Source organism: Cupriavidus sp. YR651, assembly GCF_900101625.1.
In the GTDB taxonomy this organism is placed as follows: domain Bacteria; phylum Pseudomonadota; class Gammaproteobacteria; order Burkholderiales; family Burkholderiaceae; genus Cupriavidus.
Genome location: NZ_FMYZ01000005.1, coordinates 315,016 through 340,560, shown reverse-complemented (window position 1 = coordinate 340,560; position 25,545 = coordinate 315,016). Strand labels below are relative to the sequence as shown.

Annotated in this window: 21 protein-coding genes; 6 read left to right on the top strand and 15 right to left on the bottom strand. The window is 65.9% G+C overall.

Translation table 11 applies throughout. From position 1 onward, the window contains the following. The first annotated feature begins 98 nt into the window (after window positions 1-98). Complete coding sequence (locus BLR29_RS16600; protein WP_092138102.1) at window positions 99-1,310, top strand: cystathionine beta-lyase; 1,212 nt, start codon at window positions 99-101, stop codon at window positions 1,308-1,310. 13 nt (window positions 1,311-1,323) lie between these two features. Here BLR29_RS16600 and BLR29_RS16595 read toward each other — a convergent pair whose 3' ends face one another. From BLR29_RS16595 to mfd, 7 genes are all read right to left on the bottom strand, one after another. Beyond that, on the bottom strand, window positions 1,324-1,770 hold the full coding sequence (locus BLR29_RS16595; RefSeq protein WP_092138101.1) for a cupin domain-containing protein: 447 nt from the start codon (window positions 1,768-1,770) through the stop codon (window positions 1,324-1,326). Window positions 1,771-1,992: 222 nt separating this feature from the next. Then, window positions 1,993-3,624 (bottom strand): PepSY-associated TM helix domain-containing protein, encoded by a 1,632-nt coding sequence (locus tag BLR29_RS16590; protein WP_092138100.1) that lies wholly within the window; start codon window positions 3,622-3,624, stop codon window positions 1,993-1,995. 10 nt (window positions 3,625-3,634) lie between these two features. Beyond that, on the bottom strand, window positions 3,635-3,925 hold the full coding sequence (locus tag BLR29_RS16585; RefSeq protein ID WP_092138099.1) for a hypothetical protein: 291 nt from the start codon (window positions 3,923-3,925) through the stop codon (window positions 3,635-3,637). Then, window positions 3,922-4,227, bottom strand: coding sequence for a hypothetical protein (locus tag BLR29_RS16580; protein WP_092138098.1), 306 nt, complete (start codon window positions 4,225-4,227; stop codon window positions 3,922-3,924). The genes BLR29_RS16585 and BLR29_RS16580 overlap by 4 nt, the downstream gene beginning before the upstream one ends. A gap of 231 nt (window positions 4,228-4,458) precedes the next feature. Then, complete coding sequence (serB, locus tag BLR29_RS16575; protein ID WP_092138097.1) at window positions 4,459-5,313, bottom strand: phosphoserine phosphatase SerB; 855 nt, start codon at window positions 5,311-5,313, stop codon at window positions 4,459-4,461. A 253-nt stretch (window positions 5,314-5,566) separates the two neighbouring features. Then, window positions 5,567-6,781, bottom strand: a complete 1,215-nt coding sequence (argE, locus tag BLR29_RS16570) for an acetylornithine deacetylase (RefSeq protein ID WP_092138096.1) — start codon at window positions 6,779-6,781, stop codon at window positions 5,567-5,569. 81 nt (window positions 6,782-6,862) lie between these two features. Continuing rightward, complete coding sequence (gene mfd, locus BLR29_RS16565) at window positions 6,863-10,315, bottom strand: transcription-repair coupling factor (RefSeq protein ID WP_092138095.1); 3,453 nt, start codon at window positions 10,313-10,315, stop codon at window positions 6,863-6,865. Window positions 10,316-10,431: 116 nt separating this feature from the next. Between mfd and ispD the strand changes: the two genes are divergently transcribed. Both ispD and ispF read left to right on the top strand, forming a co-directional pair. Next, a complete protein-coding gene (gene ispD / locus BLR29_RS16560) occupies window positions 10,432-11,232 on the top strand; it encodes a 2-C-methyl-D-erythritol 4-phosphate cytidylyltransferase (RefSeq protein WP_369804628.1) in 801 nt (266 codons plus the stop codon). A 39-nt stretch (window positions 11,233-11,271) separates the two neighbouring features. Beyond that, entirely contained in the window at window positions 11,272-11,778 is a 507-nt protein-coding gene (gene ispF, locus BLR29_RS16555; protein ID WP_092138094.1) for a 2-C-methyl-D-erythritol 2,4-cyclodiphosphate synthase, read from the top strand. Window positions 11,779-11,800: 22 nt separating this feature from the next. Here ispF and BLR29_RS16550 read toward each other — a convergent pair whose 3' ends face one another. The 6 genes from BLR29_RS16550 to ompR form a co-directional block, all read right to left on the bottom strand. Next, window positions 11,801-12,382, bottom strand: coding sequence for a GNAT family N-acetyltransferase (locus BLR29_RS16550; RefSeq protein ID WP_092138093.1), 582 nt, complete (start codon window positions 12,380-12,382; stop codon window positions 11,801-11,803). A 235-nt stretch (window positions 12,383-12,617) separates the two neighbouring features. Further along, on the bottom strand, window positions 12,618-13,139 hold the full coding sequence (locus BLR29_RS16545; RefSeq protein WP_092138092.1) for a carboxymuconolactone decarboxylase family protein: 522 nt from the start codon (window positions 13,137-13,139) through the stop codon (window positions 12,618-12,620). Window positions 13,140-13,257: 118 nt separating this feature from the next. Next, complete coding sequence (locus BLR29_RS16540; protein ID WP_092138091.1) at window positions 13,258-13,806, bottom strand: peroxiredoxin; 549 nt, start codon at window positions 13,804-13,806, stop codon at window positions 13,258-13,260. Between the two features lie 395 nt (window positions 13,807-14,201). Further along, the gene (locus BLR29_RS16535) at window positions 14,202-15,491 is read right to left on the bottom strand and encodes an MFS transporter (RefSeq protein ID WP_092138090.1); all 1,290 of its coding nucleotides are present in this window, start codon (window positions 15,489-15,491) and stop codon (window positions 14,202-14,204) included. Between the two features lie 255 nt (window positions 15,492-15,746). Next, window positions 15,747-17,096, bottom strand: coding sequence for an ATP-binding protein (locus BLR29_RS16530; RefSeq protein ID WP_092138089.1), 1,350 nt, complete (start codon window positions 17,094-17,096; stop codon window positions 15,747-15,749). A gap of 24 nt (window positions 17,097-17,120) precedes the next feature. After that, window positions 17,121-17,843, bottom strand: a complete 723-nt coding sequence (ompR, locus tag BLR29_RS16525) for an osmolarity response regulator transcription factor OmpR (RefSeq protein ID WP_006576352.1) — start codon at window positions 17,841-17,843, stop codon at window positions 17,121-17,123. A 284-nt stretch (window positions 17,844-18,127) separates the two neighbouring features. On the opposite strand from ompR, the gene BLR29_RS16520 reads away from it, so the two are divergent. After that, window positions 18,128-18,532 (top strand): hypothetical protein, encoded by a 405-nt coding sequence (locus tag BLR29_RS16520; RefSeq protein ID WP_092138265.1) that lies wholly within the window; start codon window positions 18,128-18,130, stop codon window positions 18,530-18,532. Between the two features lie 52 nt (window positions 18,533-18,584). On the opposite strand, the gene BLR29_RS16515 is transcribed toward BLR29_RS16520, so the two are convergent. Further along, window positions 18,585-19,847 carry a Zn-dependent hydrolase gene (locus tag BLR29_RS16515; RefSeq protein WP_092138088.1) on the bottom strand — a complete coding sequence of 421 codons (1,263 nt, stop codon included), beginning with the start codon at window positions 19,845-19,847 and terminating at the stop codon, window positions 18,585-18,587. A gap of 39 nt (window positions 19,848-19,886) precedes the next feature. Further along, entirely contained in the window at window positions 19,887-20,723 is an 837-nt protein-coding gene (gene hpnD / locus BLR29_RS16510) for a presqualene diphosphate synthase HpnD (protein ID WP_092138087.1), read from the bottom strand. Between the two features lie 409 nt (window positions 20,724-21,132). Between hpnD and BLR29_RS16505 the strand changes: the two genes are divergently transcribed. Together BLR29_RS16505 and BLR29_RS16500 are read left to right on the top strand one after the other, a co-directional pair. Then, complete coding sequence (locus BLR29_RS16505; RefSeq protein WP_255371284.1) at window positions 21,133-22,338, top strand: efflux RND transporter periplasmic adaptor subunit; 1,206 nt, start codon at window positions 21,133-21,135, stop codon at window positions 22,336-22,338. Window positions 22,339-22,348: 10 nt separating this feature from the next. After that, the gene (locus BLR29_RS16500) at window positions 22,349-25,459 is read left to right on the top strand and encodes an efflux RND transporter permease subunit (protein WP_092138085.1); all 3,111 of its coding nucleotides are present in this window, start codon (window positions 22,349-22,351) and stop codon (window positions 25,457-25,459) included. The last annotated feature ends 86 nt before the right edge of the window (window positions 25,460-25,545 follow it).

Sequence of the window (25,545 nt, the reverse complement as noted above, 5' to 3'; positions counted from 1 at the left end):
ATACCCCTGCATTTGCTGGTAAGCTCGGACGTCTGAACTGACTTCCCGTGCGCGGGCCGTAAACTGACCCGCGCCATCCAGATAGCAAGGAATCCGCCGTGTCCGACCGCTCCGAATCCGACTCGTCCCATTACCTGCAGACCGTTGCCGTCCAGCCAGACCTGGATATCGCGCCCGGTTTCCAATCCTTTTCCACACCGACCTATCGCGGCTCCACCGTGGTGTTCCGCAACCTCGCGGAACTGCGCGCCTATGGCGACCGCTCCACCACGTACTGGCGCTACGGCCTGCACGCCACGCCCACCAGCGAGGCGCTGTGCCAGCAACTGGCCCAGATCGAGGGCGGCAGCCAGACCCTGCTGCTGCCATCCGGGATGGGTGCGATTTCACTGGTCTATTTTGCTTTCCTGAAGGCCGGCGACGATGTGCTGGTGCCGGACAACGTCTACGGTCCGAATCGTGACCACGGCGAATGGCTTGCGCGGGACTTTGGCGTGACGGTGCGCTACTACTCGCCGATGATCGGCGCGGGCATCGCGTCGATGATCCAGCCGAACACGAAGCTGATCTGGCTGGAAGCACCGGGATCGGTCACGATGGAAGTGCCCGATACGAGCGCCATCGTGGCCGCGGCCAAGGCGCGCGGCGTGGTGACCGCCATCGACAACACATGGTCTGCCGGCGTGTACTTCCGCCCCTTCGACAAGGGCATCGACATTTCCATGCAGGCGCTGACCAAGTACCAGTCCGGCGGCAGCGACGTGCTGATGGGCGCGGTCATCACGCGCGACGGCAAGCTCTACGACCGCTTGAAGCGCACACGCATGATCATGGGCTGGGGGGTCTCCGCCGATGACTGCTACCTGGTGTTGCGCGGGCTGTCGAGCATGCCGGTCCGGCTGGCCGCTCACGACCGCGCCGCTCGCGAGGTCGCCGAATGGCTGACCCAGCGGCCGGAAGTCACGCGCGTGCTGCATCCCGCGCTGCCCGACTGTCCGGGGCATGCTGAATGGCGGCGTGACTTCACCGGCGCCAGCGGCCTGTTTTCGATCATCCTGCACAGCCGCTACACGCGCGAACAGGTCGATGCGTTCGTGGAGGCGCTGAAGCTGTTTGCAATCGGCTGGTCATGGGGCGGGGCGCACAGCCTGGCGGTGCCTTATCACGTGGAGGCCATGCGCCCGGCCGGGACTTGGCCGCCAGCGGACTGGGAAAATGCCGGCGAGCTGGTGCGGCTGTACATCGGCCTGGAAGACACGCGCGACCTCATCGCCGATATCAAACAGGCCATGGAGCAGCACCTGCGTTAGAAGGCGGGGCCGGTCAGGGCGAGGGTTTTGCCGGCACCAGCCCGTATCCGGCCATGACCGCCAGCAGCTTTGCGCGGTCGGGCGGCCCGCCGGCGTTGACGATGGCGCCGACATCGCGGAAATACTGCGCGCCAATGTCAGGCGAGATGACGATCAGTGCGCGGGCGACGTCGCCGTGCGGATTGCTGAACTGATGCACCGATCCGCGCGGGGTCGACATCCAATCCCCCCGCGACAGGTCCCGGCTGACGCCATCGACCGAGTACCGAAGTACGCCATCCAGGACGTAGACGCACTCTTCGTTATGGGTATGGCTATGGGGTGGCGGCACCTGCGCGCCGGGCGGCACGGTCAGTTCGAACATGCCCATTCCGCCGGTTGCCGCGCCATCGAGCAGGTAGTGGATAGTCAATCCGCCCACCTTGATGGGTTCGCCGGATGTTGCGCCGCCAGAAGTCATGGTTGGTCTCCCTCAAGTTCCTCGGGGTGAGGATTGCGGTGCGTACTTCAGACCTTGCATTGTAGGTCGGCGATGCCAGGCACATATCAAAACAAAAGGGCTGGGTCCCGTGCACGGGATCCAGCCCTTCTCAGCCTGGCCAACCAATTGTGACCAACCGATTGGCCGACTTCCTGAGATCAGCGCATCAGTCCGATTTGTGATGGCGCGACGGCGTCGCGCTCAGGACGCATCCACCTTGCGCATCGTCGCCTGCGGGGCGCCTTCCGCGGAGGCGCTGCGTAACGCCCACACGGATTCGGCGGGGCCATTGCGCGCCCGGCGAGCCGTGGCGCGGGCCAGCGCGACATAGCCCACGGCCATGGCGATGGCGCCGATATCGAATCCTGCCACGGCCCAGCGGCCATGCAGGGCTGCCACGAACAGATGATCCCCCGTCAGCAGCGCGTTCGACAACGGCACGGTCAGCGAGGCGAGGGCCGCCACATAGAGCAACTCCACGGCGGCCCGTACGGGCGCACGCAGCAGTGACCAGGCGATCGCTACGAAGAATACCGGCCAGAACACCACGCTGACGGCGCGCTCCGGCCACAGCAGCGCGGCGGGGAAGCACAGGGCCACGCCGATGCAGGTGCCGATGCATACGCCCACCGTGGCCTGCGCCAGCAGCCGATGCACGCGCGGCTGCTCGGCCTGGCGCGTCTTGCGGCGCGTCTCGATCCAGAGCAGGTTGCCCGAGTAGAACAGGAACGCACCTGCCAGGCCGGCCAGCAGGTAGACCAGCCGCACGGCCAGGTCGCCGAAGGTGCCGAAATGCAGCGCGTACATCGCGCTGTAGAGCGCATGGTTGCCATCGCGCCCGCCGGCGGTCTGGTTGGCGATCAGTTGCCCCGCATTCGGTTCGTTGGCTGCGGCGTGGATGCCCACCGCGCCGCCGTTACCCAGTGCGCGGCTGCTGTCACCGCGCACCTCGGCCACGGCGTTGGCATCGCCATAGCGCTGGAAGCGGATGGCTTCGGGCGTGAAGCGTTCACCGCCATGCTCGCGCGCGATGGCCAGCAACTGCGCCGCGGGCATCGTCGGCGAGGGGCGGCCGGCCGCGGTGACTTCCGGCGCGGCACCGATCACGCGCGGCACGACTTCCATCAGCTTGCCGTCGAACGTCAGCACGTTGAAGACCATCACCATGATCAGCGACAGGCAGAACAGCGCGCCCGTCACCGCGAAGATCAGGTGGAAGGGCAGGCTGAACAGGCCGATCACGTTATGCGCGTCCATCCAGAAGCGCTTGAGGTTGCGTCCCGGGCGCACGGCAAACAGGTCCTTCTTCAGGCGCGGCAGGTGCAGCAGCACGCCGGAGACCAGCGCCAGGCCGTACAGCACCGAAATCACGCCCATGAAGTACATGCCACCAGTATCCAGCCCAAGCGAGTAATGCAGCGAATTCAGGAACGCCGACAGCTCGCCGGTCACGTGATCGAGCGATGTCTGTTGCTGCGCGGCCGCGTCGCCATTCAGGCGTGCGCCGTTCATCGTCAGCCATTCGCCGGCCTTGTTCTGCCAGTAAGCGTTGAAGTCGGGCTCTTCCTTGCTGGGCAGGCCGACGAAGACGCTGTTCGCGGCATCGGGATGCACGGCCACGAGCTTCTGCACGAACGCGTCGATGGCGGGGCCTTCGACCTGCACTTCCGTGGCATGGCGGCCCTCCAGGCGGGCGGGGTTCTGCCACACGTGGAGTTCGTGGTGGAAGACCGTGATGGCGCCAGCGAAGAAGGCGATGAACAGGGCCCAGCCGGCCATCAGGCCCACCCACGTGTGGAGGGTGTTGTACAGGCGCAGGGTATTGGGTTTCATGCGGGGTGCCTCACGATCCGGACAGCGTGGATGCGACCGGCATGGCATGCATCAGGCGCAGCGCCCAGAGGATGCCAAAGCAGACGAGATTGGCGCCGGCCAGCCACAGCCAGGCGCCCCGGCTGGTGGCGAACAGCAGGCTGAGGCTGACGATGGCCACATAGAGCACGAAGCTCAGCGTGACGGCCGCGACGACGCCGCCCTCCCAGCCGCCGGGCAGCCACAGGATGCCGAGTGTGCAGAGCGCGATCGCCAGCGGAAATCCCAGCAGTGCGCCGGCGAGCCATTTGGTGCCCATCATGACGTGCTCTCCTCGCGTTGCAGGCCGCGCCGGTGCTGCAGCCACGTTCCGATGAACGGCCACAGCGACAGGCTGCAGGTCAGCGTGATCAGCGTGGCGGCGATGGCCACGGGCCAGCCCTCGGGCACGCTCATGGTCCATGCGCTGGCCAGCGTCAGGGCCAGGCCCAGCCAGCACAGCAGGGTGGGCGCCACGGGCGGTCGGCCGTCGCCGCTGGCGGTCACGAACAGGACCTGGTTGGGCGCGGCAAGGTACAGGCACGCGGCGGCGGCCAGTCCGAGCAATACGGCTAACGCTTGCATGCGGTCGGCATCAGAAGAGTCGGGGAATCCTCAATAATAATGATTCGCATTTGTTTTCACAAGCAAATCACGATGTTGTGAGGCGTTTCAGTACGTTTCTGAGCTGATCTGCGGAGAAATGGCGATGAAGGGGGAAAGCGTGAGGGGAGTTTTGGACGATGTCCGGCGCGGCTGGCCGGACATCGTGGAAAAACGGGGAAGCGGGGGAAAAGCGGGGGAAGCAGGCGGGGATTAGCCGGGGAAAAGATTCAGCAGGCCGTCCAGTCCGACATGGTTGAATGCGACGCCAGCCTGTGCGCGCACCACGGGCTTGGCGCGGAACGCCACGGACAGCCCCGCCACGGCCATCATCTTGAGGTCGTTGGAGCCGTCGCCCATGACGATCGCTTGCGACACATCGGCGCCGATCTGCTCGCACACCTCGCGCACCGTGCGTGCCTTGACGTCGGCATTGACGATTTCGCCCACGACATTGCCGGTGAGCTTGCCGTCGACGATTTCGAGCGTGTTGGCGCGCGTGAAATCCAGCTTCAGGCGCGGCTTGAGCTTGTCGGTGAAATGCACAAAGCCGCCCGAGACCAGGAGCGTACGCAGGCCCAGCGCCTGCACGGCCTGCAGCATGCGCTCGGCGCCCGGCGACAGGCGCAGGCGTTCCTCGTAGACGCGATCCAGCACGCTGGCATCCAGGCCCTTGAGCAGCGCCACGCGACGGCGCAGGCTCTCGTTGAAGTCAGTGATTTCACCGCGCATGGCGGCTTCGGTGATGGCCGAGACCTCCGCCTTGAGCCCGCAGAAGTCGGCGATTTCATCGATGCACTCGATCGTGATCAGTGTCGAGTCCATATCCATCGCCACAAGCCGGAAATCCGACAACTTCCGCCCGGCCGGCACCACGGCCCAGTCGATGCCGCGCGGGGCGCACACGGTGTCCAGTGCTTCACGCAGCGCCGGCGACAGCGGGGCGCATGCATCGGCGGCTGCGACGGTCTCCGACCGCAATGCGAATGCGGAGGCGTCCGCAATGGGGCGGATGGCGTCGAGATCGGCGGGGGTCAGCGGGGCGAGGCTCTGGAGAATCAGGGGCATGACGGCAGGGACGAGGCGAGCTTGAATCGAGGGCAGGGCGGGACCGGTCTGGGCAGGTCTGGATCAGGGCGGATGACATCCGGCCCGGTTCGGCAGACCGGGGAAAGGCGATATTGTAAGCCTTCCGGCAGGCCGGGCAGGCACTTTGCGCGGGGCTGCTGCCCGGGTCGCGGCCCAAGGCCGCAATCCCAGATCGCCCGGATCGCCCAGGCCGCAATCCCAGGCTGCAAACAGGCAGCCGTCGGTGCGTGGCTCAGGCTGCCACGCGCAGGCTGTCCACCACCTTGTGCAGGAATGCCTCGCAGGCTTCGAGCTGTTCCAGCGCCACGAACTCGTCGGGCTTGTGGGCTTGCTGGATATCGCCGGGGCCGCAGACCACGGCCGGAATGCCGGCGCGCTGGAACAGGCCGGCCTCCGTGCCGTACGCAACCTTGTTGGTTTCGCGATCCGCGGTCAGCGTGCGGACCAGTTGCGTGATGGCGTCCGATTCCGCGGCGTCCAGCGACGGCGCCGCGGCAATCTTGGCGAGCGTCAGGGCCGCGTCGGCATGCTCGGCGCGCATTTTCGGCAGCAGCACGTCGTTGGCGTAGCCCTGGACGCGCGCGAAGATCGCTTCCGGATCGACGCCTGGCAGGTTGCGGAACTCGAACACGAATTCGCACAACGCGGGGATCGTATTCAGTGCGATGCCGCCCTGGATCGTGCCCGTGGATGCGGTCGTGAATGGCACGTCGAATGCCTGGTCGTACGGCCCGTTGGCCTTGAACTCGTCCGCGATGTCGCGGATGAAGCAGATCATGCGTGCAGCGTATTCGATCGCGTTCACGCCCTTCGGCGTCAGCGACGAGTGCGCGGCCTGCCCCTTCACGCAGCAACGGTAGGCATTGATGCCCTTGTGAGCCACGATCACGCGCATGCTGGTTGGTTCGCCGACGATGCAGCCGCCGGGGCGCACGCCCCGGTCGCGCAACTCGGCCAGCAGGTAAGGCGCACCCATGCAGCCGATTTCCTCGTCGAACGACAACGCGTAGTGCACCGGTTCGCGCAGCTTCGCTTCAAGGATGGTCGGCAGCAGCGCGAGGCTGGTGCCGATGAAGCCCTTCATGTCGCAGGTACCACGGCCATAGAGCTTGCCGTCGCGGATCACGGGCTTGAACGGATCCGTGGTCCAGTTCTGGCCATCGACCGGCACGACGTCCGTGTGGCCGGACAGCACGATGCCACCGTCCGTGGCGCCATTTGCGGCCGGCACGGTCACGAACAGATTGGCCTTGTCGCCCTGCGGGTTGTAGCTCAGATGCGGGCGCAAGCCCTTGGCCAGGAAGTGATCGCGTGCGGCCTCGATCAGGCCGAGGTTGGAGTGGCGCGAGGTGGTATCGAACGACACCAGCCGCTGGGTCCATTCGAGCGCGCTGCCGCGCTTCGGGGCTTCGGTGGCGGGGCGTTGGGTGTCGGCGTGGGCGTGCATGGGACTTGAAACTGGTTGATTCGTCAAGGGGTTGATCCTACACCCGGCGCTGGAAACGAGCCAGTTCCGGGCCGGGAACGGTCAGGCCAGCTGACGCAGGGTGTGCTTGATGGTCTGGGCTCGCACGGCCACATCGGGCATCTTGGCCTCGATCTTCAGCTTGTCTTGCCCCGCCAGCTTGATATGGCGGTTCTTCTGCACCAGGTCGATGATGCGAATCGCGTCGATCGGTGGGTTCGGCACGAACTGCATGCTGATGCTGGCCTCGCCGGCGTCGATCTTGCGCACGCCCAATGGCGCCGCGGCGATGCGTAGCCGGTGGGTCTCCACCAGTGCCTGGGCCTGCGCGGGCAGGCGGCCGAACCGGTCGATCAGCTCCTCCTGGATGTCGTCGACGCGTTCCGCCGTCTCGCAGTTGGCCAGCCGCTTGTAGAGCGACAGGCGCTCGTGCACGTCGGCGCAGTAGTCGTTGGGAAGCAATGCCGGTGTGCCCAGGTTGATCTCCGTGGTAGCCGCCAGGGGCGCCATCAGGTCAGGTTCCTTGCCGGCCTTGAGCGCCTTCACCGCGGCGTTGAGCATGTCGGTGTAGAGCTGGAAGCCGATTTCGTGGATTTCGCCGGACTGCTTGTCGCCCAGCACCTCGCCCGCGCCACGGATCTCCAGGTCGTGCATGGCCAGGTAGAAGCCGGAGCCCAGCTCTTCCATCTGCTGGATGGCCTCGAGCCGGCGCTGCGCCTGTTTGGTCAGGCCGTCGACATCATGGACGAGGAGGTAGGCATAGGCCTGATGGTGCGACCGGCCCACGCGGCCGCGTAACTGGTGCAACTGGGCCAGCCCGAACTTGTCGGCGCGGTGGATCAGGATGGTGTTCGCGGTCGGCACGTCGATGCCGGTCTCGATGATCGTCGTGCACAGCAGGATGTTGTCGCGGCGTGCGACGAAGTCGCGCATCACGCGCTCCAGCTCGCGTTCATGCATCTGGCCGTGCGCCACGGCAATGCGGGCTTCAGGCACCAGCTCGGCCAGCCGTGCGCGCTTGTTGTCGATGGTCTCGACCTCGTTGTGCAGGAAGTAGACCTGCCCGCCGCGCTTCAGCTCGCGCAGGATGGCCTCGCGGATCACGCCGTCTTCCTCGCGCCGCACGAAGGTCTTGATCGCCAGCCGCTTCTGCGGCGCGGTGGCGATGACCGAGAAATCGCGCAGCCCTTCCAGTGCCATGCCCAGCGTGCGCGGGATCGGCGTGGCGGTCAGCGTCAGGATGTCGACCTCGGCGCGCAGCGTCTTCAGCGCCTCCTTCTGGCGCACGCCAAAGCGGTGTTCCTCGTCGATGATGACCAGCCCCAGCCGCTGGAACCTGACTTCGTCCGACAGCAGCTTGTGCGTGCCGATGACGATGTCGACCGTGCCATCGTTGATCTGCTTGATGGCGGCGTCGATTTCCTTTTTCGTCTTGAAGCGCGACAGTTCCACGATGCGCACCGGCCATTCCGCGAAGCGGTCGGAGAGCGTCTGGAAATGCTGCTCGGCCAGCAGCGTGGTGGGCGCCAGCATGGCCACCTGCTTGCCGCCGAGCACGGCCACGAACGCCGCGCGCAGCGCCACCTCGGTCTTGCCGAAGCCGACGTCGCCGCACACCAGGCGGTCCATGGGTTTGCCGGAAGTCATGTCGGCGATGACGGCGGCGATGGCCGCGGCCTGATCCGGCGTTTCCTCGAAGCCGAAGCTCTCCGCGAACGTCTCGTAGTCCTTCGGCGACAGCGGGAACGCAAAGCCTTCGCGCGCGGCGCGGCGCGCGTAGAGGTTCAGCAGTTCGGCGGCGGTATCGCGGATCTGCTGCGCGGCGCGGCGCTTGGCCTTGTCCCACTGGCCGGAGCCCAGATGGTGCAGCGGCGCGGTATCGGGATCGGCGCCCGAGTAGCGCGAGATCACGTGCAATTGATGCACCGGTACATAGAGCTTGCTGCCCTTGTCATAGTCCAGGTGCAGGAATTCCTCGTCGCCCTGGCCCATGTCGAGCGTGACCAGACCCTGGTAGCGGCCGATGCCATGATCGCTATGCACGACCGGATCGCCGATCTTCAGCTCGGCCAGGTCGCGCACCATCGAGTCGACGGCGCTGGCCTGTTCCTGCTTGCGGCGGCCCGCGCGGCGCGCCGTGCCGGCGTAGAGCTCGGCCTCCGTGACGAAAGCCAGCTGCACCGACGGCAGGGCGAATCCGCTCTGCAGCGGCGCAACGACGATGGAGAAATGCGCGTCGCCCGCCAGGAATGCGGCGAAGTCATCCACGGTCTGCGGACGCAGGCCGCTTTCGGCAAATAGCTGCAGCAGCGTTTCGCGTCGACCGGCGGAGTCCGCGCACATCAGCACGCGCGTAGCCTTGTCGAGCAGCAGCGACTCCAGATTGACAAGCGGATCCTCGGCACGCCGGTTGACCGAGACATCGGGCAGCGTGCCGGAGAAGGATGGTTGCCCGGACGGCGCGGCGTCGCGTTGCAGCACCAGCCGGGCTAGCGGCTTGGCCCCCACGAAGAACTGCTCGTCGGACAGGAACAGGTCCGATGGCGGCAGCAGCGGGCGTTCGCGGTCGTGCCGCATGAACGTATAGCGTTGCGTGGTATCGGCCCAGAAGCGGCGGATCGCCTCGTCGACATTGCCGGCAAACGCGAGCTGGGTGCCTTCCGGCATGTAGTCGAACAGCGTCGCGCTCTGCGCGAAGAACAGCGGCAGGTAGTACTCGATGCCGGCGGACGGCACGCCGTTGCCGATGTCCTTGTAGATCGGCGATTTGGTCGGGTCACCTTCGAAGACCTCGCGCCAGCGGCCGCGGAAGGCCGTGCGCGCGGCCTCGTCGAGTGGGAATTCGCGGCCCGGCAGCAAGCGGACTTCCTTGACGGGATAGAGGCTGCGTTGCGTGTCGGGGTCGAAGGCGCGGATGGTCTCGATCTCGTCGCCAAACAGGTCGATCCGGTACGGCAACGCGGAGCCCATCGGGTAGAGGTCGATCAGCCCGCCGCGCACGCTGTATTCCCCGGGCCGCATCACGGCGCTGACGTGCTCGTAGCCCGCGAGCGTGAACTGCGCCTTGAGCGCATCCTCGTCCAGCCGCTCGCCCTGTTTGAAGAAGAACGTGTAGGCCGCCAGGAACGAGGGCGGCGCAAGGCGGTAGAGCGCCGTGGTGGCCGGCACCAGCATCACATCGCACTGGCCGCCCTGGATGTCGTGCAGGGTCGCCAGACGCTCCGAGACCAGATCCTGGTGCGGCGAGAAGCTGTCGTATGGCAGGGTTTCCCAGTCGGGCAGCAGGCGCACGCGCAATTCCGGCGCGAACCACGGAATTTCCTCGGCCAGGCGCTGGGCGTCCATCGCGCTGGCGCAGACCACGGCCAGCATCGGCATGCTGCCCTTGTGCTGGCGCGCGTAGGCGGCCACCAGCAACGCGTCGGCGGAGCCGGTCAGGCCGGCCACGGCATGGCGCATGCCGGGTTTGACCAGCGGCAGGTTGGCAAAGGGGAAAGCGGCTTGGGTGTCAGGCATTGGCAGCTGGGCGGTCCAAAACGACGACGCCCCGCCGGCAATGCGGGCGGGGGGATGCAATCATGGCCCGGCGCTCGCGGTCAGGCCGTGGCGGCAGGCAAGGGCCGTATTATAGAATGCGCACCGGCTGGCTCGCTGGCCGGTTTCCTAATTCCATGCCCCTCACGCCCGTGTCAGATCGCCGATTTGCCTTGATTCCCTGTGCCGGTACCGGCAGCCGCGCTGGCGGCCATGTCGCCAAGCAGTACCAGACGGTCGCTGGCCGTCCGATGATCTGGTACGCGCTGGCGGCGTTTTCCGCGAGCGAGGCCATCAGCGCCACCGCACTTGTGCTCGCCCCGGACGACATGCCGCTGGAATCGCGCTTTGGCGCCGAAATGTTCGCGGGGCTGCGCTTCGACACCGCTTTCGTGGGCGGCGATACGCGCCACGCCTCGGTGCTTGCCGGCCTGCATCACCTTGCGCAGCTGGGCGCGGTGGATACGGACTGGGTGCTCGTTCACGATGCCGCCCGCCCCGGACTGACGCCCGCCATGATCGATTCTCTCGTCCGGGCGGTAGAGGCCGACGACGATGCCAACGAAGCCATTGGTGGCATCCTGGCCGTGCCGGTCCCGGACACGCTCAAGCGCGCCGATGCCGGCGCCCGCATTGGCACCACGGTCTCGCGCGAGGGCCTGTGGCAGGCGCAGACGCCCCAGATGTTCCGCGTGGGTGTGCTACGGCAGGCGTTGCAGGATGCGATGGCGGCCGGCGCGGTCGTCACGGACGAAGCCAGCGCGATCGAGCGCCTGGGCCTGCATCCGCGTCTGGTCAACGGATCGCTGCGCAATTTCAAGGTGACCTACCCGGAAGACTTTGCGCTGGCGGACGTGCTGCTCGGCACGGGCGCGAGCCATACGTCGCCCAAACGGTAATCCGACGCCAACCCCAACAGACTTCCGCAAGGAGCCGCATTGAATCCATTTGATTTCCGTATTGGCCAGGGCTATGACGTGCACGCCCTGGTGCCGGGCCGCAAGCTGATCCTGGGCGGCGTGGACATTCCCCATGACCGCGGGCTGCTGGGTCATTCCGATGCCGACGCACTTCTGCACGCCGTGACGGACGCATTGTTCGGTGCCGCGGCGCTGGGCGATATCGGTCGCCATTTTCCGGATACGGACCCCAACTTCGCCGGCGCGGATAGCCGCTTGCTGCTGCGCGAGGCTGCCCGGCGTGTGCGTGAGGCCGGCTATGAGCTGGGTAACGTGGATGCGACCGTGATCGCGCAGAAGCCCAAGCTGGCGCCGCATATCGCGGGCATGGTGGCGAACCTCGCGGAAGACCTGGGATTGCCCGTCACGCGTTGCAACGTGAAGGCCAAGACCAACGAGAAGCTTGGGTTCGAAGGGCGCGAGGAAGGCATCGTCGCGCAGGCTGCGGTACTGATCTATCGCAGAAGCGGCGACGCCCAGGATTAAGAGGTTGCCTCGAAAAGCCTGTTCAGGCCGGTGGCGGCGCGGGGGCCGGCGCTTCTTCCGGCGTGATCGCGTATGTGTAGTCGATCAGGCGGCCCATGGAGCCGCTGCGCGCGCCGGCCTCGGTGCGTTTCTGAAAGCCCATCTGCTGGCAGAGGCGATTGGCCGAATCCATCTCCGGCATCGTGCGCACCACCAGCGTAGGGGAGCCGATGTCGCGGGCACGCTGGATGCAGATCTGCATCAGCGTGTGGCCCAGCCCCAGTCCGCGCGCCTGCGGGCTCACGGACAGCAGTCGTGCCTCGGGTTGCGTCAGCGTGATGGTGCTGTCATCCAGCGCGGGCAACGTGGCGCCCGGATGGCAAAACAGCACGGCACCGCTGATGCCGTGGTCGCCCTCGGCCACCCACCATTCCATGTCGGGATTGTCCTTGGCGGCCAGCACGGATTGCATGCCGCGCTGAAACGATGCGCGACAATCTTCCATGATCTCCAGCTCATACTGACCGTAGGCCTGCTGCGTGACCGTGGCGATGTCGCCCCAGTCGTAAGCCGCCGCTAGCCGAAAGCGGAAGCGGGGCGAAGTATGCGAAGGCAAGGTGCTCATGGCGGGAAAAGTCTCCGTGTCCTTTTGTCGATTGTAGGCCGTCCGATGCACAAATGCACCGGTGACATCCGACTGTCCCCGTAACAGGGTATCGCGCCGTGTTGCGCATCCGCCAATGAAAAGCCGGCAGCACCTTGCGGTGGCTGCCGGCTTGTCTCGTGCACATGGCGTTGTCGGCGACGTCGACAGTGTGGCAACGTCGTGACAACTTGCCGCGCGATGTTTGCCGTGGTGTTTATTCCGCGGCGATCACGTTGGCGGCGGCGCCGATGACGGCCGCGATACGGCCCACGTCACGCAACTGCTGCGCGCTCATGCCTTGCTCGTCCTTGAGCAGCTGGTAATGCGACTTCACGCAGAAATGGCACTTGCCGATGATCGACGCGGCCAGTGCATACATCTCGAAGCGGCGCTTGTCCACACCACCATGGGTGGCGTAGGCGTTCATGCGCAGGCCGGCGGGCTGGCTGGCCAGATCCGGATCCTCGGCCATCTCGACAAACGGATACCAGATGTTGTTCATGCCCATCAGCGCGGCAGCGGTTTGCACGGCGGTGACTTCCTCGGGCGACAGCACGTTCGCGTTGCGAATCACATCGACGATGACCTTGCTCTTGGCGGCAAAGGCGGCGGCCAGCGCAACGGCAACGGCATCGTTGCCTTCCAGCGAAGAGCGCGCGATCGTGCCATCGATGTTCAGGCGAATGTCCTTCGCGAAGTCGGGGATCCGGTTCTTAATCGTGCTGAGGAATTCCATTTATTTCTCCTATCGTCCAGGGCTCAAAAAACCCGCACAGAGCGGGTTTTGACGTGGAGGGACGCCGCCCTCCACGCGCGCCGGTCCGCCCCGGAGGGCGGTTGGCAGGTAAAGCAGATTACAGCGTGGCGCCACCGACCGCGCGGTTGCACGGGCACAGCTCGTCCGTTTGCAGGCCGTCCAGAATACGCAGGACTTCTTCCGGATTACGGCCGACGTTCAGGTTGTTCACCGACACGTGCTGGATCACGTTGTCCGGGTCGACGATGAAGGTGGCACGCAGGGCCACGCCGGCTGCCTGGTCGCGCACGCCCAGCTGGTCCACCAGCGAGCCCGTCACGTCGGCAAATTGCCACTGGTTCAGCTTGTTCAGGTCCTTGTGTTCGCGGCGCCATGCCAGCTTCACGAACTCGTTGTCGGTCGAACCGCCCAGCACGATCGCGTCGCGATCGGCGAAGTCATTGTTCAGCTTGGCAAAGGCCACGATTTCGGTCGGGCACACGAAGGTGAAGTCCTTCGGGTAGAAGTAAATGATCTTCCACTTGCCTTCGAACGACTTTTCAGTGATGTCTTCGAAAGCCGACTGGCCGTTCTCTTCGTGGTTGTTGAAACCCGGCTTGACGCCAACGACGTGGAAGGCTTCGATCTTGTCACCAACGGTCTTCATAGACTTCTCCTGATACGGTTGAACAGAGTGAGGCGGGCGATACGCGCCGGGTCTCGAAGTGAAGTCTTCGGGACGTGCGATGCGAGTCGCGAAAAAACAGAATTATCCGTCGTCAAAGGGTGTCGCGGCCAATTGATATTCTCAAACAGGCCGATAGGGACAGGTACGACGGGGGAAAGAGCGGCATGTGCCCGAGGGACGGGCGGGGAAGCGCGAGTATGCCATGCGCGGACGCGCAGGGCGAAAGGATGGAGAAAATTCGTGGTGACACGCGCCGCCTTGATACTCCTGCGTGCCACCGGTGAGGCACCAGTGTGTCAGGCGTATGAAGGCGGCGTCTTGATGCGCTTCGCCGGCGGCGATGGCGAAGCGCCGCTGGCTTTGTGAGTCGTGCGTCAGGCGGTGCGCAGCGCGGCTTGCATCCGGCTGGAGCGGAAGATGACCAGCGTGGCCACCAGCCCGCACGCGGCGGCAAACATCAGCCACAGGCCCGGCGCGGCCTTGTTGCCGGTCTCGTGGATCAGGTACGTGGAGATGGCCGGCGTGAAACCGCCGAACAGCGCCGTGGCCAGGCTGTACGCCAGCGAGAAGCCCGCGGTGCGCACGGCGGCCGGCATCACTTCGGTTAGCGTGACGACCATCGCGCCGTTATAGCTGCCGTACAGGAAGGACAGCCACAGTTCCACCATCAGCAGGCGCCCAAACGAGGGCTCGGCTACCAGCCACGACACGGCAGGGTAAGCCGTCACCAGCGTGGCGATGGTGAAGATGATCAGCAGCGGCTTGCGTCCCACGCGGTCGGACACCGCGCCCATCAGCGGCAACCAGATGAAGTTGGACAGGCCCACGCACATCGTGACGATCAGGTTGTCGACGTCGTCGAGTTTCAGCACGGTCTTGCCGAACGTCGGCGTGTACGCAGTGATCATGTAGAACGACACCGTCGTCATCACCACCATCAGGCAACCGGCGATGATGATGCCCCAGTTGTCGAGCATCGAGCGATAGATCTCGCGGATCGACGGGCGATGCTTGCGTGTGAGGAATTCCTCGGTCTCTTCAAGCGAACGGCGGATCAGGAACAGGAATGGCACGATCAGGCAGCCGATCAGGAATGGCACGCGCCAGCCCCAGCTATCCATCTGCGCCGGTGCCAGCGTGGCGTGCAGGATCACGCCCAGCAAGCCGGCGAAGATCACCGCCACCTGCTGGCTGGCCGATTGCCAGGCCACGTAGAAGCCCTTGTGGCCGGGCTTGGCGATCTCGGACAGGTACACGGACACGCCGCCCAGCTCCACGCCAGCGGAGAAGCCCTGCAGCAGCCGGCCAAACAGCACCAGCAGCGGCGCGGCCACGCCGATCGATGCGTAGCCAGGCACGAGTGCGATCAGCAACGTGCCAAGGGCCATCAGGATCAGCGTGACGATCAGGCCCTTGCGGCGGCCATGATGGTCGATGTACGCGCCGAGCACGATGGCACCCAGCGGGCGCATCAGGAAGCCGGCGCCGAACGTGGCCAGCGAAAGCATCAGCGACGCGAATTCATTGCCGCTGGGAAAGAACGTCTTGGCGATGGCGGCGGCATAGAAGCCGTACACCATGAAGTCGTACATTTCCAGGAAGTTGCCGCTGACGACGCGGAACACGGTGCGAAACCCGTGCTGAGTATTGGGAGTGCTGGACATGGCTGTCTCTCGGTCACCGCCTTGGGGTCGGCGGCATGTTGTTCGATCGATTCAGCCAGGGCGTAGGGGGTGTTGCGGCAGGCGGCGCCATGGCTGGGGATGCAACGGTATGCATCGGCCTGTCGATGGCGGCAAGTGTGCGCTGTGACGCTGTCAAATCCCTGTCAACAGCCTTTCAAATCCCTATCAAATGCTGTCGAAAACCTGTCAGTGGCGTGGGGATGTGCACCGGAACCAGCTTTCCGGCGAAGACGCTCAGGCGCGGCGAAAGAAGGCGCTGACGACGAGACCGCTCTTGGGAGGCTGGCGGTTGGCCAGCACCAGGCGGCCGCCGTTGCGCTGCAGGATGCGGTTGACGATGGACATGCCCAGCCCGGCGCCCTTGGCCTCGCTGCGGGCGCTGTCAAGGCGATAGAACGGTCGCGTCAGCAGGGACAATTGCGCGTCGGGCACGCCAGTACCGCTGTCGGCCACGGTGAGCACCGCTTCCTTGTCCTCGAGCCGCGTGGAGATCTCCACCTCGGCCATGCCGCTTTCCTCGTCCTTGGCATAGCGGCGCGCATTCTCGACCAGGTTGTCGAGGATTCGCTGAATCTCCATGCGGTTGGCCACGGCCATGACGGGGCCGTTGGCACGCACGTGCACGCGCACGTCATCGTGCGCTGCATAGACGCCGACAGCGTCCTGCACGAGCGCGGAGAGGTCCACGGGTTCCACCATTTCCTGGCCCGGGCGCGCGTAGTTGAGAAACTGGCCGATGATGGCGTCCATCTGTTCGATGTCGGCGATCATGGCTTCGCGCGTGGTGTTATCCACCGGTGACATCTCGGTTTCCAGCCGCAAGCGCGTGAGCGGCGTGCGCAGGTCGTGCGAGATGCCGGCCAGCATCACCACGCGGTCGTCGTCCAGTTGGCGCAGGTCGCGCACCATCTGGTTGAAGCTGTGGTTGGCCTGTGCCACTTCGCTGGCGCCGTGCTCGCGCAGCGGCGGCGCGTCGCCACCGGCGCCAATCAGGCGCGCCGCGTTGGCCAGGCGTTTGAGCGGGTAGTTGACGCGCGCCGTGATGAAGGCCGCGCCGATAATCGACAGCAGCAGCGCGGCAATACTCCACCACAGCCACTGGATGCCAGGCACGCGCTCGAAACGTTCGGGACTGATCGCCACCCAGTAGTCGTCGCCCTCGATCTCGAAGCTGACCCAGACGCCGGGAATGTCGTTGACCGTGGTGGCGATGACGGTGTCCTCGCCCAGCCGGCCGCGAATTTCCTGCTGCACGAGTTGCGTCAGGAACGGGTTGGCCGTGGGTGCGGCGAAATCGTCGTCCTTTTCGCGCGGATAAACCTTGATGCCCTCGTTCTGGACGAGGTCGAGCAGCAGGAACCGACGCCGCGCGGGATCGGAGTAGAGCAGGGCCGCGCGGGTGAGCTTGACCACGCTGACCACCTGCATGGCGATCTGCTGGGCACGCGGTGCGCGTTCAAAGAGCCGATAGCTCTGGAACCAGATGCCCAGCGAGATCGCCAGCAACAGGGCGATCAGCATGAAGGTTCGCCAGAACAGCGAACCAAAGAAGCGCGTTGCGGTTCGGCCGAGAGCGGTCGCCACGATACTGACTGCGGACGACCGGGATTACTTCACGCCATCGGGAATGAAGACATAGCCCAGGCCCCAGACCGTCTGGATGAAGCGCGGGTTGCCCGGGTCCGGCTCGATCAGCTTGCGCAGGCGCGAGATCTGAACGTCCAGGCTGCGGTCGAATACTTCGTATTCGCGGCCGCGCGCCATTTCCATGAGCTTTTCGCGCGACAGCGGCTGGCGCGGATGGCGGGCAAACACCTTGAGCACCGAGAATTCCCCGGTGGTCAGCGTGATTTCCTCGTCGTTCTTGGTCAGCGTGCGCGTGGCCAGGTTCAGCACGAAATCGCCGAACGCGAAGGTCTCCGGCGTTTCCGACGGAGCGCCCGGGACTTCGGCCGGGCCCTTGCGGCGCAGCACGGCGTGAATGCGCGCGATCAGTTCGCGCGGGTTGAATGGCTTGGGCAGGTAGTCGTCGGCACCCATCTCCAGGCCGACGATGCGGTCCACATCCTCACCCTTGGCGGTGAGCATGATGATCGGCGTCTGGTCGTTGGCGCCGCGCAGCCTGCGGCAGATGGACAGGCCATCTTCGCCGGGCATCATCAGGTCGAGCACCAGCAGGTCAAAGCGCTCGCGCAGCCAGAGCTTGTTCATGGCGGTGGCGTTCTCCGCCACGAGGACCGTGAACCCCTGTTCGCCAAGGTAACGGCGCAGCAGGTCGCGCAGACGCGGGTCGTCGTCCACGACGAGAATCTTGTGGCTGGTATTTTCCATGGCGGTATCTTAGCGATTATCGCTTTCGCTCAAAATGGCTTAACAAAACGTTACATACTTTACCCCGTGGTATGGCGGCGTGCACCTTTCGTGCATTTACACTCCGCAAACCGTTTCCTGATCGCGCCTTCGCGCACTCGGAAAACTCGGTCACCACGGGCATCCATTCCTCATCACGACGACGTTGGCACAGCTGCCTGCCGTCGGGCAGAGAGCGGCGGATGCGCCAGCGGGTGGCGGTCAAGGGGACCGCCGGGGGCTACAGTCAAAACCGCCATTATCCAATGAAAGTGAAGCAAAACCGGCACGGGCAAACCCTGCGTCGCGCTATCGGCGCGCGGCTTGCATGGATTGCCGGCCTGGCCATGGTTGTCATCCTGGTGCCAGGGGGCACACGCGCCCAGTCGGCCGGGATGGCACACCTGCTTCACCCCAAATCCCAGCAGGGCGAGGACGCCAACGCCAGCGCCGCGGCCGCTCCCGCGCCCCCACGGGAACGCGAACGCGAACAGGCCGATCAGCGCGAGGCCCGCGGACGCGCCGAAAAATACCGCTCGGAACGCGACATGGCCGAGCGTGCCGGCCGACAGGGCCCGGCAGGCGGCAAGCCCAAGCTGTCGCCAGACGAGCGCAAGACGCTGCGCAAGAACCTCTACGACCTCGGGCGGGAGATGTACCAGGGCGGCTGACCGCCACGCTGCCTCTCCCGTGCCCGAACTGCGGCATTCTGCCGCCCTCGCATCAGTCCTGTGGCCGGAAGTGCCGCAGGAAATCCACAAAGACTTCCGCTGCCTGCTGGGCGTCCTCGACGGTGATGGTTTCCAGCGGATTGTGGCTGATACCCCCGTTGCCGCACCGGACAAACAGCATCGCCACATCGGTCATCCGCTGCATCATCATCGCGTCGTGCCCGGCGCCGGACGGCAGCTCGAAGGCCTCCAGCCCACGCTTCTTCAATACCGCGGCGAATTGATCCATCAGCCAGCGCGCGCACGGCGCGTTGTTGACCGGGGTCACGCGTTCCACCGTCGCGGTCAGCCCGCGCCTCGCGGCGATCCGCTCGATGCCGCTCAGGATGTCGGCGATCGCGGCTTCGCGAATGCCATCCTCTCCCGCACGAATATCCATCGAAAACTGACATGACGCCGGAATCACATTGCTCGATCCGTTCGGCACCTGCAACTGGCCGACCGTACCGACCAGCGTTGGCACCTGCGCGCACCGGTCCTCGACCAGCAGGATCATCTCGGCTGCGCCCGCGGCAGCGTCGCGCCGCATGCCCATCGGCGTGGTGCCGGCGTGGCTGGCCAGGCCGTCCACGCGGACCTGGAAGCGGCTGCTACCGGCAATCTGCGTGACGATGCCGAGCGGCAGCCCGCGATGCAGCAACACCGGTCCCTGTTCGATATGCACTTCGACAAAGCCGGCCAGCGTGGCCGGGTCGATGGCGGCGGCGCGCAGCGCTTCAACATCGCCAGCGCCCGGCAGACCGGATTCGGCCAGCACCGCACGCATCGTCACGCCATCGGCGTCCTCGCGGTCCAGCAGGGCGGGATCGAACCGGCCGGCCAGCACGCTGCAGGCCAGGAAACTGGTCTTGAAGCGCAGGCCTTCCTCTTCGGCAAAGCCCACCACCTCAAAGTGATAGGGCAGCCGGATGCCAGCGGCATTGAGCGCGCCCACCACGGCGATCGGCAGCAGGATGCCCAGCCGACCGTCGTACCGGCCCCCGTTGCGTACGGTATCGAAGTGCGATCCCGTCATCAGCACTTTCGGATCGGCCACGGCCGGATCGGCGGCATAGCGGCCGATGACGTTGCCGATGGCGTCCACGCGCACCGCCATGCCGGCGGCTTCCATCCATTGCACGAGCTGCGCCTGCGCCTGGCGATGCGCCGGCGTCAGGAACGCGCAAGTCAGGCCGCCCTCCATATCGGAAAAACGGGCGAGGGCGTCGGCGCGGTCCAGAATCGACTGGCCGAGCGAGGGCGTGGCGGTGGTCATGGTGTCTGTCAGTGCGGGCAATTCAGGGAAAGGTGAATCTCAGCCGTTGCGCAGCCAGGTCTTCCAGGCGATCCAGAGCTTGCGCAGCGGCGTCAGGGCGATCCGTTGCGTCAGCACCTGGAACTGGCTGGCCTGCACTTCGTCCAGCAACGCATGGTAGATCGCGGCCATGACAAGCCCGGCGCGCTGGGCGCGGCGGTCTTGCCGGGGCAGCAACGCCAGGGCTTCACGATACAGCGCACGCGCCTTGTCCGCCTGATCCTGCATCAGCGCGACAAAGCGATCCGAATGGCGTGCCTGCAGGATATCGGCGGCCGGTACCTGGAAGCGCTGGAGCGTATCCACGGGAATATAGATGCGGCCACGGCGCGCGTCTTCGCCCACGTCGCGAACGATATTGATGCGTTGCAGCGACAGGCCGAGCTTGTCCGCGAACGCGAGCGTCTTCGGATCGGTAAAGCCGAAAATCCGTGCCGACAGCATGCCGACCACGCCCGCCACGCAGTGGCAATAGCGGTTCAGGCCGGCCTCATCGAGATAGCGCGACTGGGCCAGATCCATTTCCATGCCATCGAGCACCTCGGCCATTTCCGACTGCGGCAGGCCGCAGGGCGCCAGGTGTGGCTGCAGCGCCTGCGTCACGGGATGTGTCGGGTTGCCGTCATACAGGCGACGCAGTTCGGCGCGCCACCAGTCCAGTCGCTGGTGGGCGACGCCGGCGTCATGGCTGTCGTCGACGATGTCATCGACCTCGCGGCAGTAGGCATAGAGTGCCGTGATGGCGCGGCGGCGTTCGGGCGGGAGGAACAGGAAGCTGTAGTAGAAGCTGGAGCCGCTCTGGGCGGCCTTGTCCTGGCAATACTGATCGGGCGTCACGCCAGTCTCTGTGTAGTGGGGCGGCGGCGGGGGCGCCAAAGCGGCGAATTGTAACATCGCCCGCTGTCGGCCTGGATCGGGTGCCGCTGAGTCGAGAATTTCGTCTATTCGTCGCCCGGCGTTTGACGCACCCGGGGTCGATCGCTATATTACTGACCGGCCAGTTATTTATTCCACGGCAGGCTCCCCAGAGGGCCGCCGCGAGACGCCTTCCTCATTCGCCGCATGGCAGCACGGGTCGCCTGTCGATCGCTTTTTGATCGATTTCCGGTCGCCTCGCTGTCGCGCGCTGGTCGCCCCATCGCTGTAACAGGCTTCATCCGACGTTCCACCGACTCAAGACGCTTAACTCATGCCAGTGCCTCATCCCAGGCCGGAAGTCGCGGCCGCCGACGTTGATGTATCTCCGATGCCAGCCGGACGCCTCGGCGCCATTGCAGCCCGCCGCGCGTGGCCGCAAGGGGGGCTGGGGGCGCTGGCGGCAGCTGCCGCCGTCGCAGGCATGCTCGCGCTGGCGGGCTGTGGCAAGAAGGCGGAACCGGTGGAGGATGTGCGCCCGGTCCGGTTGATGCAACTGCACCCGGCCGCCGGCAAGACGTCGTTCGAGTTTTCCGGCGATGTCCGCCCGCGCATCGAATCCCGGCTGGGGTTCCGCGTCGGCGGCAAGATTTCCGCCCGGCTGGTCGATGTGGGCGCCGCCGTGAAGAAGGGCCAGCCGCTGGCCCGGCTGGATCCCACCGACCTGGCGCTGGCCGAAACCGGCGCGCGTGCCCAGTACGAGGCCGCCCGGACCGATCGCGACCTCGCGGCGTCGGACCTCAAGCGCTACAACGAACTGGCGGCCAAGGGCTTTATCAGCGCCGCCGAGCAGCATCGCCGCCAGGCCACGTTTGACGCCGCGGCGGCGCGCCTGAATCAGGCGCAGGCCAATCTGCGCAATCAATCCAACCAGACTACCTATGCCGTGCTGACGGCCGACGGCGACGGCGTGGTGACGGGGGTGGACGCCGAGATCGGCCAGGTCGTCACGCCCGGCCAGCCAGTCATCCGCGTGGCGCAGACCGCCGAGAAGGAAGTGGCGATCGGCCTGCCCGAAGACCAGGTGGATATGCTGCGCGGCACCACCGACGTCAGCGTCCGCACCTGGTCCGAGCCGGACCGCGTGCTGCCAGGCCGCGTGCGCGAGATCTCCGCAGCCGCCGACCCGGTCACGCGCACCTATCCCACCCGTGTATCCGTGCCGAATGCCCCCGCCGACCTGCGCTTCGGCATGACCGCCGTGGTGACGTTCACGCGATCCGGCGAGGCCGCCGCCATCCGCATTCCGCTGACTGCGTTGCTGCAGGAACGCGGCAACAACCAGGTCTGGATTTACCAGGGCGGGCAGGGCGGCAGTGGCACGGTCAAGCCCGTGACGGTGACGCTGGGCGAGCCGCAGGGCAACGAGGTCGAGGTGCGGCAAGGCCTGACGCCGGGCCAGACCATCGTCACGGCGGGCGTGCACCTGCTCAAGGCGGGCCAGAAGGTCAAGCCGATGCAGGGCGTGACGCCGGCGCAGCCGGCATCCAGCCCGGGCGCCGCGGACGCGAGCGCCTTCGCAAGCCGCCAGGGCTGAGGGCGGCCGGATGGAACATTCCCGCTTCAATTTGTCGCGCTGGGCGCTCGAGCACCAGCCGCTGACCCGTTACCTGCTGGTCGTGCTGCTGGTGGGCGGCCTGCTGGCGTTCTTCCAGCTCGGGCAGGACGAGGACCCGCCGTTTACGTTCCGCGTGATGGTGGTGCAGGCCTTCTGGCCGGGCGCCACCGCGGAGCAGATCGCCGTGCAGGTCACGGACAAGATCGAGCGCCAGCTCCAGGAAGTGCCTTACGCCGACAAGATCCGCAGCTTTTCCAAGCCCGGCGAAACCACCGTGATCTTCCAACTGGCGGACAACTCGCCGGCCAAGGACACCGCGCAGATCTGGTACACGGTGCGCAAGAAGATCGGCGATATCGCGCAGACGTTACCGCAGGGCGTGCGCGGGCCGTTCTTCAACGATGAGTTCGGCGATGTCTACGGATCGATCTACGCACTTTCCGCGGATGGCTTTACCTACAAGGAACTGCGCGAGTACGCCGACCTGGTGCGCCAGGAACTGCTGCGGGTGCCGGCGGTGGCCAAGGTCACGCTGCTGGGGCTGCAGGACGAAAAGCTCTACGTCGAGTTCAACCAGACCCGCTTTGCCCAGCTGGGGCTGGATATCAACGCCATCGCCAATCAGATCGCCGAGCAGAACAACCCGACGGGCAGCGGCGTGCTGGTCACCCCCACCGACAACCTCCAGGTCCGCATCACCGGCCAGCTCGGTGGCGTGGAAGACCTGCAGAACCTGGTGCTGCGTGGCCCCAACGGCATCGCCAACATCCGGCTGGGCGACATCGCCCATGTCTACCGCGGCTACATCGATCCCCCCGCCAGCCGCATGCGCTTCAACGGCAAGGATGTGATCGGGCTGGGCATTTCGATGGAAAAGGGCGGCGACATCATCGCGCTGGGCAAGGAGCTGCGCCGCGTGGTGGACGGCCTGCACAACCAGTTGCCGATCGGCATCGAGATGGACCAGGTCCAGGACCAGCCTCAGGCCGTCAAGCGGTCCGTCGGCGAATTCGTGCACGTGCTGATCGAGGCCGTGGTGATCGTGCTGGGCGTGAGCTTTGTCTCGCTGGGCCTGCATACGCGGCCGCTGCGGCTAGATGTGCGCCCCGGGCTGGTCGTGGCGCTGACCATCCCGCTGGTGCTGGCCGTGACGTTCCTGTTCATGAATATCTTCGGCATCGGGCTGCACAAGATATCGCTCGGCGCGCTGATCGTGGCGCTGGGCCTGCTGGTGGACGACGCGATCATCGCCGTGGAGATGATGGTCCGCAAGCTGGAGGAGGGCTTCTCCAAGATGGAGGCGGCCACCTTTGCCTACACGTCGACGGCCATGCCGATGCTGACCGGCACGCTGATCACCGCGGCGGGCTTCCTGCCCGTGGGTCTCGCCAAGTCGACGGTGGGCGAATATACGTTCGCGATCTTCGCCGTGACCGCGCTGGCGCTGGTGCTGTCGTGGCTGGCGGCGGTGTATTTCACGCCGTATCTCGGCTACCTGTTGCTGAAGACCCGCGCGAACGACGGCGGCCATCACGAGGTATTCGATACGCCGTTCTACTCGCGCTTCCGCCAGTTGGTGAACTGGTGCGTGACGTGGCGCAAGTCCGTGATCGCGGTGACGATGGTGACCTTTGCGCTTGGCATCTACGCGTTCAATTTCGTCGAGAAGCAGTTCTTCCCCGACTCCAGCCGCCCGGAGCTGATGGTGGAGCTGTGGATGCCCGAGGGCACGAGCTTCGCCCAGATGGAGAAGGAGGCCAAGCGCTTCGAGGTGGCCATGCGCCGCGACAAGGCCGTGGACAGCCTGACCACCTTCGTCGGCACGGGCGCGCCACGCTTCTACCTGCCGCTGGACCAGATCTTCCCGCAGAGCAACGTGGCGCAGGTCATCGTCATGCCGGTGACGGTGGAGGCGCGGGATGCGCTGCGCAAGCGGATCATGCAGGTGCTGGCGGCCGAGTTCCCGCAGATGCGCGGGCGCGTGAAGCTGCTGCCCAACGGGCCGCCGGTGGCGTATCCGGTGCAGTTTCGCGTGATCGGGCCGGACGCCGCTGGCGTGCGCAAGGTGGCCGACCAGGTGCGTGCTGTGATGAGCGCCAACCCCAACACGATCGGCGTGAACGACAACTGGAACGAGAACGTCAAGATGCTGCGCCTGGAGATCGACCAGGACAAGGCGCGTGCGCTGGGCGTGACGACCAACGCCATCGCCCGCGCCACGCAGGCCGTGCTGACCGGGGTGCCGGTGGGGCAATACCGCGATGCGGACAAGCTGATCGACATCGTCATGCGCACGCCCAAGAGCGAGCGCGATGCGATGTCCGACCTGACCAACGTGCTGGTGCCGACCAACACCGGCAGGGCGGTGCCGCTCACGCAGGTGGCCCGCGTCACGCTGAAGTCCGAACCGGGCGTGATCTGGCGCGAGAACCGCGACTTCGGCATCACCGTGCAGGCGGACGTGGTGGATGGCATCCAGGGGCCGACCGTTACCGCGCAGATCAATCCGAAGCTGAACGACTTGCGCGCCAACCTGCCGCCGGGCTACCTGATCTCCGTGGCCGGTGCCCAGGAGGAAAGCGGCAAGGCCGGCGCGTCGATCGCCGCGCAGCTGCCGCTGTGCATCTTCCTGATCTTCACGCTGCTGATGCTCCAGCTGCACAGCTTCTCGCGTGCGGTGATGGTGTTCCTGACCGGACCGCTGGGTTTGATCGGCGCGGCGGCCACGCTGCTGCTGTTGCGCGCGCCGATGGGGTTCGTAGCCCAGCTCGGGATCACGGCGCTGCTGGGCATGATCATCCGCAACTCGGTGATCCTGGTGGACCAGATCGAGCAGGACATCAAGGCCGGCGTGGCGCCGTGGCATGCCGTCGTGGAGGCCGCCGTGCGCCGCTTCCGCCCGATCATCCTGACCGCCGCCGCTGCCGTGCTGGCCATGATCCCGCTGTCGCGCTCCGTGTTCTGGGGGCCGATGGCGGCGGCCATCATGGGTGGGCTGGTCATCGCCACCGTGCTGACGCTGCTGTTCCTGCCGGCGCTCTATGCAGCGTGGTTCCGGGTCAAGCCGCCAGAGGAAGATTCGGGGGTGATGGCGGGCTAGCAGTGACGGGTCGATGGGATGGGGAGCCACAGCCGGGATCACGCGGCCCGGGACGCGCTCCGGGATGGCCCGCAGATGGCCCGCAG